Annotated in this window: 5 protein-coding genes and 2 pseudogenes; 2 read left to right on the top strand and 5 right to left on the bottom strand. The window is 57.7% G+C overall.

Annotation, left to right across the window (positions count from 1 at the left end):
- Positions 1 to 77: 77 nt before the first annotated feature.
- Together ACYQ6W_RS22425 and ACYQ6W_RS22420 are read right to left on the bottom strand one after the other, a co-directional pair.
- Positions 78 to 509: pseudogene (locus ACYQ6W_RS22425) on the bottom strand (IS256 family transposase); the annotation flags it as partial.
- Between the two features lie 171 nt (positions 510 to 680).
- Positions 681 to 865, bottom strand: a pseudogene (locus tag ACYQ6W_RS22420) (IS110-like element ISMmg1 family transposase); the annotation flags it as partial.
- 661 nt (positions 866 to 1526) lie between these two features.
- On the opposite strand from ACYQ6W_RS22420, the gene ACYQ6W_RS22415 reads away from it, so the two are divergent.
- A complete protein-coding gene (locus tag ACYQ6W_RS22415; RefSeq protein WP_459678482.1) occupies positions 1527 to 2807 on the top strand; it encodes a hypothetical protein in 1281 nt (426 codons plus the stop codon).
- Between the two features lie 56 nt (positions 2808 to 2863).
- On the opposite strand, the gene ACYQ6W_RS22410 is transcribed toward ACYQ6W_RS22415, so the two are convergent.
- Positions 2864 to 3415: an IS6 family transposase gene (locus ACYQ6W_RS22410; RefSeq protein ID WP_459678480.1), complete on the bottom strand. Its 552-nt coding sequence runs from the start codon at positions 3413 to 3415 to the stop codon at positions 2864 to 2866.
- Between the two features lie 23 nt (positions 3416 to 3438).
- Positions 3439 to 3921, bottom strand: a complete 483-nt coding sequence (locus ACYQ6W_RS22405) for an IS5 family transposase (RefSeq protein WP_459678478.1) — start codon at positions 3919 to 3921, stop codon at positions 3439 to 3441.
- A 26-nt stretch (positions 3922 to 3947) separates the two neighbouring features.
- On the opposite strand from ACYQ6W_RS22405, the gene ACYQ6W_RS22400 reads away from it, so the two are divergent.
- Complete coding sequence (locus ACYQ6W_RS22400; protein WP_459678475.1) at positions 3948 to 4973, top strand: IS110 family RNA-guided transposase; 1026 nt, start codon at positions 3948 to 3950, stop codon at positions 4971 to 4973.
- A 161-nt stretch (positions 4974 to 5134) separates the two neighbouring features.
- On the opposite strand, the gene ACYQ6W_RS22395 is transcribed toward ACYQ6W_RS22400, so the two are convergent.
- Positions 5135 to 5719 (bottom strand): transposase (locus ACYQ6W_RS22395; protein ID WP_459678473.1); only part of this gene is annotated, 585 nt, incomplete at its 5' end.

Below are 5719 nucleotides of genomic sequence, written 5' to 3'. Positions count from 1 at the left end.
GCTCGCGAGACCGACGCTCCAGCATTCGAGACCCCGTCTAAGTCCAACCACAGACGAATTGAATCAAACAGTTCGATGTTTTTCAACAGCCCCACGCGGCAGCGCTGCCAGGTCGCGCTCAGCACCTTCGCGACGGCCGCCTTGATGCCCTCATGCGCATCCGAGATGATCAGCTTCACGCCGCGCAAACCGCGGCGCGTCAGCTTGCGCAGGAACTCGGTCCAGATCGGCTCCGCTTCCGAGGTGCCGATCTCCAGCCCCAGCACCTCGCGCCGACCGTCTGTGTTGACGCCAACGGCGATGACGGCGGCGACCGAGACGATCCGCCCACCCCGGCGCACCTTGAGATAGGTCGCATCGATCCAGAGATAGGGCCAGTCGCCTTCCAGCGGGCGGGTCAGGAAGGCGCGGACCTTGTCGTCGATTTCTCCACAGAGCCGCGATACCTGGCTCTTCGACAGGCCCGACAGCCCCATCGCCTTCACCAGGTCATCGACCGACCGCGTGGAAAAACTGATCATCTCGCGCAGAAGGTCTGCATCAGGGGCATTCTCGACAAGGTCTCGGAAGTTCATCATGCCGTCGGTCATCGGGGGTCTCTCCGGTCTTGGGTTAGTGTCAGCAACCAGACCTTACCGGATCATCTCCGGTGACCACCTCTCCCACAACCTACACGACCACCGTCCCAGGTGATGGGCGCCGCAACACGCCTCCATTGCGACAATACAGGTTGGCAGTTTGGAGACGAACTAATCAGCGCCGCGCGACGCATTGTCCGGCGCAAAACCACCGCTCCGCGCTCGTCGACACCAACAACGCTGCAGCTATTCTTACCGATATCGATACCTAAAATGGCGATCGTCATGGATCTGCTCCCCTCGGGTTCATCTCAGCTCCAGAGATCATATCCGAAGCTGCAGACGGGCGGGCCATCCCATAATCAACAATCAAACACCTAGACCACCGAACCGAATTGGAACGCTCGCAGACGGGATGCTTGCCTTGGCCGCGTCCCGTGATTTATGGCGCTATCGGTCCACTTCGCGCAAACCGAACTCGTTGGCCGTCGCAGCGCTCCCTTTTCCAAGCGTCGGACACCTCCTTTTTATGCCATTATGTTTGCCGACAAATACCTTTTTAACCTGATCTTGCCGAGGACGCCGGGAAAGGTAGGTGCCCAGCTCTTTGATCAAGGCACGCCTTTTGGCTGCGAGGACAGGTGCGGCGACTTGAAGCGACCGGTTGAACCTTTCCGGAACTTCGGGATTACGGCCCATTTAGCGCTCTATACCGCCCCCCTCAGCGATTCTGGCTCTGATGACACGTCTCTTTCCCAACGTCTGCCGCAGCGAGATTGCTTGACCTGGCAACTAGTAGTATTATACCCGAATCGTTTTTTACCGCAATGTTATGTCTTGGCCTCTGGTGTCGGGGTAGGACTTGCGTCTTCAACAAAACCCTGTAAGGATGCTAAGGCATCGGCAGACGCCGGGCAGACCCAATGTCCCCAAAACCAAGGACCCAAAATGGCGAACTGTGTCACCGTTTCCAATATCCAAGCATTGCGGAACTACACGGGCGGCAGCTCGACACCCGTTATTTGGGTCGAAGGCTATTCGTCGCCAGGCGATGGTGGGGAAGGCATGTTTACCTTCGTCGCGTCGGATACAACATCGGGTGACAATACAGGAACTATTATTCTGGACGCTGCGGGTAATAGATATTATCGGGAGCAGCATCGCGGACCATATAATATTCTTTGGTTTGGTGGTTCGCCGAACGGTGTAAGTGACAATCTTCCAGCGCTTTATAATGCAATTTACTCACTTCCGCAGGGCGGGGGAGAAGTATTCTTTCCACCTGGCACATTTCTCTTTAGCGGTGCAATGACGTACGATTTCCCAGCTGGGAACTGCTCTGTCTCACTCACGGGAGCCGGCGCCGATGCGTCCATCTTGTATTGGCCGAGCACTGCAGGTATGGTTCTAAATGCCTCTAGCCCACAGCATTCGGTTCATTTACGTGATATCTCTATCACCACGGGAACGACAAATGTGCAGGGTGTTGCGCTAACAAACTCTTCGCTTCTCGGTCAATTTGCGCAAAGCGACGTCACGCGAGTTACCTTCCGAGGTGGATCGTGGAATCCCTGCCTGCTAGTTCGTGGGCTTTCAAATGTCGCCTACGATACCGTCCTCTTTTATGGAAATTCTGCGAGCACGGGCCTGACCATCGAAGGAAATTCCGGAACCGCACCCTACTACACAATTGTGCATAATATTTCGAAATGCGGGTTCTTTGGATTAGGGACGGGGTTCCAATACGGCACGTACCTGCAAGGAGTGACCATTGATCAATGCAACTTCACGAATGGAGTTACTGGAGTTCTGTTGCCATATGGGGCAGTGGGCGCAACTCAACTCGCGATATCCAATAGCCAGTTCAACACTACAGGAAACCAGGTTCTCCTTGACGCTCCGATTGGGAGTGTGTTCATGTCAGGAAATTTGATCTACATACCTGCGAATAACACGGGCGTACTGATCTCGACCTCTTCTGCTGTAGACCAATCTACTTTTATAGGAAATTCTTTTTCTTCTCCTGTTACCTCCGGAAACAATACCGGCCTTTTTAATCTCGGGGCTTCAGTGGGAACAACAGTGGTGGGCAACACTTTTGTTAATCTGACCGTAGGCGTCAATCTGTCCGGAGCGTCAAACTGGAATGTTCAGGCGAATAGCTATAGTAACGTCCAAAATCACGTACTTAACGTAGGTTCTAATTCCGTGGGAGTTGCCACTCCCTAACGGCTTTGTCAGGCTGTTGCGCCGGAAGCTGATCGGGGGCGGCTACAGTTGCAAGATCATGCGGTTGTATCGACCTCGACCACATCTTGCAAGTCGCTGAGTGCTGTCTCTCGGAGCGAGCGGTAATCGGTAGCGGGTACGAGATGACGGCAAAACTGAAAGTGAATGCGGCTATGAGCGGATAGGAAGCGCTGTGCCTGACTTGCCGATTCCAACCGCTGCATCTGCCGTTCTCGTCGTCGTGTCGGTTGGTGCAGAACCTCGGGCCTGTTGTTCAGATAGCGACTTTGTCGGTGTTCGACCTTTGGCAGGATTTCTCGTTTGGCCGTCGCGTAGCTCTTCAGCTTATCCGTCACGATCACTCTGGGCGCTGCGGCCTGACCTTTGATCAGCTTCCGAAAGAACCGCTTGGCCGCCTCGGTATCCCGCCGTTTCTGCACAAGGATATCGAGCACGGCTCCAGTCTGACCGACCGCGCGCCAGAGATGGTGCAGCTTGCCCCGGATCCGGATGAATACATCATCCAAATGCCATTTGTCCCCGGGCTTCGAGCGGGGGCGCTTGAGGGTCGGGGACAAATTGCCGGCCAAAGCGGATGCCCCAGTCACGAATGCTCTCTTAGGGTCGGGACTCATAACCAGTAGCTGACGACCGCTGCGATGCAGACAGCGGCGTGGAAGTTTGTGGCGAGCCGGTCGTAGCGTGTGGCGACCCGTCGGAAATCCTTGAGCCGGTTGAACATGCGCTCGAGGGCGTTGCGGCTGCGGTAAAGGTATGGGGAGAAACAGTTTTTCCAGAGGCGATTGATTTTGGGCGGGATGTTCGGAGCCGCACCTTTGGCCTCGATCTTCTGTCGCACGGCATTGGTGTCGTAGCCCTTGTCGCCATGCACCAGTTCAGCCGCGGTGAGCTGATCGAGCAGTGTATCGGCGGCGACGCAATCAGCGACCTGGCCGCCGGTCAGCAGAAAGGCGATTGGGCGACAATCGCGATCGGTCAGCGCATGGATCTTGGTCGTGCGTCCGCCACGAGAGCGGCCAATGGCTTGCCTGCGCTCCCCCCTTATGGATGGCCCGCCCCTTTCAGCGGAGCGGCTGACAGGCTGCCTTCGCAATCCAGTTTAAAGACGGAGCGGACCTCATGCAGCTTTCCATCATCGGCATCGATCTCGGCAAAACGTCGTGCAGCCTCGTGGGCCTCGACGCTGGAGGAAAGATCGTCCTGCGTAGACGTCTACGCCGCGACACTATCATCGCGTTCTGTTCCAAGATCCCGGCCTGCGTGGTCGCCATGGAAGCTTGCTGCGGCGCCCACCACATCGGCCGTGCGCTGGAGGGCCTGGGGCACGAGATCCGCCTTATGTCTCCCGAGTATGTACGCCCTTACGTTAAGGCGCAGAAAAACGACGACCGGGATGCCGAAGCAATCGCCGAGGCTGCAACCCGGCCCACTATGCGCTTCGTTACTGTGAAGTCCGAAGAGCAACTCGATATGCAGACGCTTCATCGCGTCCGTGACAGGCTTGTTGGCGACCGGACGTCGCTGATGAACCAGATCCACAGCTTGCTCCTGGAACGCGGCCATGTGGTGGCACAAGGTCGTGCCAGACTCGCCGTTGCTCTCGGCGAGTTGCTCGACGGCGAAAAACCCGTTCTGGCAAGTCGCATTCATGAGTTGATCGCTGACATGCGCCGCCAGTGGGTTGCGCTCGACGAGCGCATCAAGGCTTTCGACACGGAGTTCGCCGCCGCCGCCAAGGTGCAGGACGGTACGAAGCGGCTTCTGTCCATTCCCGGCATTGGCGCGCTGAACGCGACGGCCCTCGTGGCCGCCATCGGTGACGCAGGCACCTTCGCCCGAGGACGGGACCTCGCGGCGTGGCTGGGCCTCGTGCCACGGCAGGTGACGACGGGTGGCCGACCGAAGCTGCTCGGCATCACTAAGCGCGGCAGCAAGTACCTACGCAAAATGCTAATTCAGGGTGCCCGGGCGGCCTTACCAACGCTCAAGGCCGCAGACACGGCGGTCGGCGCCTGGTTACGTGGGCTCCTGGCTCGGGCGCATCTCAACACGGCCGTCGTCGCCCTGGCGGCCAAGATGGCGCGCACCGTTTGGGCGCTCCTGCGCCACGGGGAGAGTTACAAAGCTGCCGCCTTGGCAGCCTGAAAACGGATCGGTCGGCGACGACGAGCGTCGGCCCTCGATGTCTGTGGGTGGTGATAAGGAGATGGCCTGACTGTCAAGCGGTGTTCTGGAACCCTTCGGCAAAAAATGGGATGGCGTCCACGGGAGTGGTGGAAATTCGAGTGGCCTGACGGTGTAATCAGTCAGGCTGCTGCATGAGGTATTTTGCCCGGATCGACGGAGAGTGCAAGGAGGGTTGGGTCGTCATCGAGCACGGGGGCGAGATCGTTGAACGGTTCGAGGCTGATATAGCGATGCTGCAGGGACCATTCGTCATTCGCCTCGAGGAGGACTGCACCGATCAGCCTCAAGATCGATGCCTCATTCGGGAAGATGCCGACAACGTCAGCGCGACGTTTCACCTCTCGGTTCAGGCGTTCCAATGTGTTCGTCGAGTGTAACTTCGTCCGGTGCGCCTTGGGGAAGGTCATGTAGGCCAGCACATCTTCTTCGGCCTCGTCCATAGCCTGCGCCAGCTTGGGAAGGCTATTGTGAGCGGACGCGACCATCCTTCGCCAAAGGTCCCGCGCCTTCTCATGATTGGGTTGGACAAAGACCTCGCGGATAGCTGTGGCGACGCGGGATTGCTGGGCTTTCGGGACGCGCGCGAGCAGGTTCCGCATCGTATGAACCCTGGGGCTGTTGAAAAACATCGAACTGTTTGATTCAATTCGTCTGTGGTTGGACTTAGACGGGGTCTCGAATGCTGGAGCGTCGGTCTCGCGAGC

It is taken from the genome of Acidisoma sp. 7E03, assembly GCF_054665075.1.
The sequence above is the reverse complement of the archived record's forward strand: the minus strand, read 5'-3'. Positions and strand labels throughout refer to the sequence as shown.

Coding starts and splice junctions, on each gene's coding strand:
- ACYQ6W_RS22415 (WP_459678482.1), top strand. CDS start 1,527: ATGGCGAACTGTGTCACCGTTTCCAATATCCAAGCATTGCGGAACTAC.
- ACYQ6W_RS22400 (WP_459678475.1), top strand. CDS start 3,948: ATGCAGCTTTCCATCATCGGCATCGATCTCGGCAAAACGTCGTGCAGC.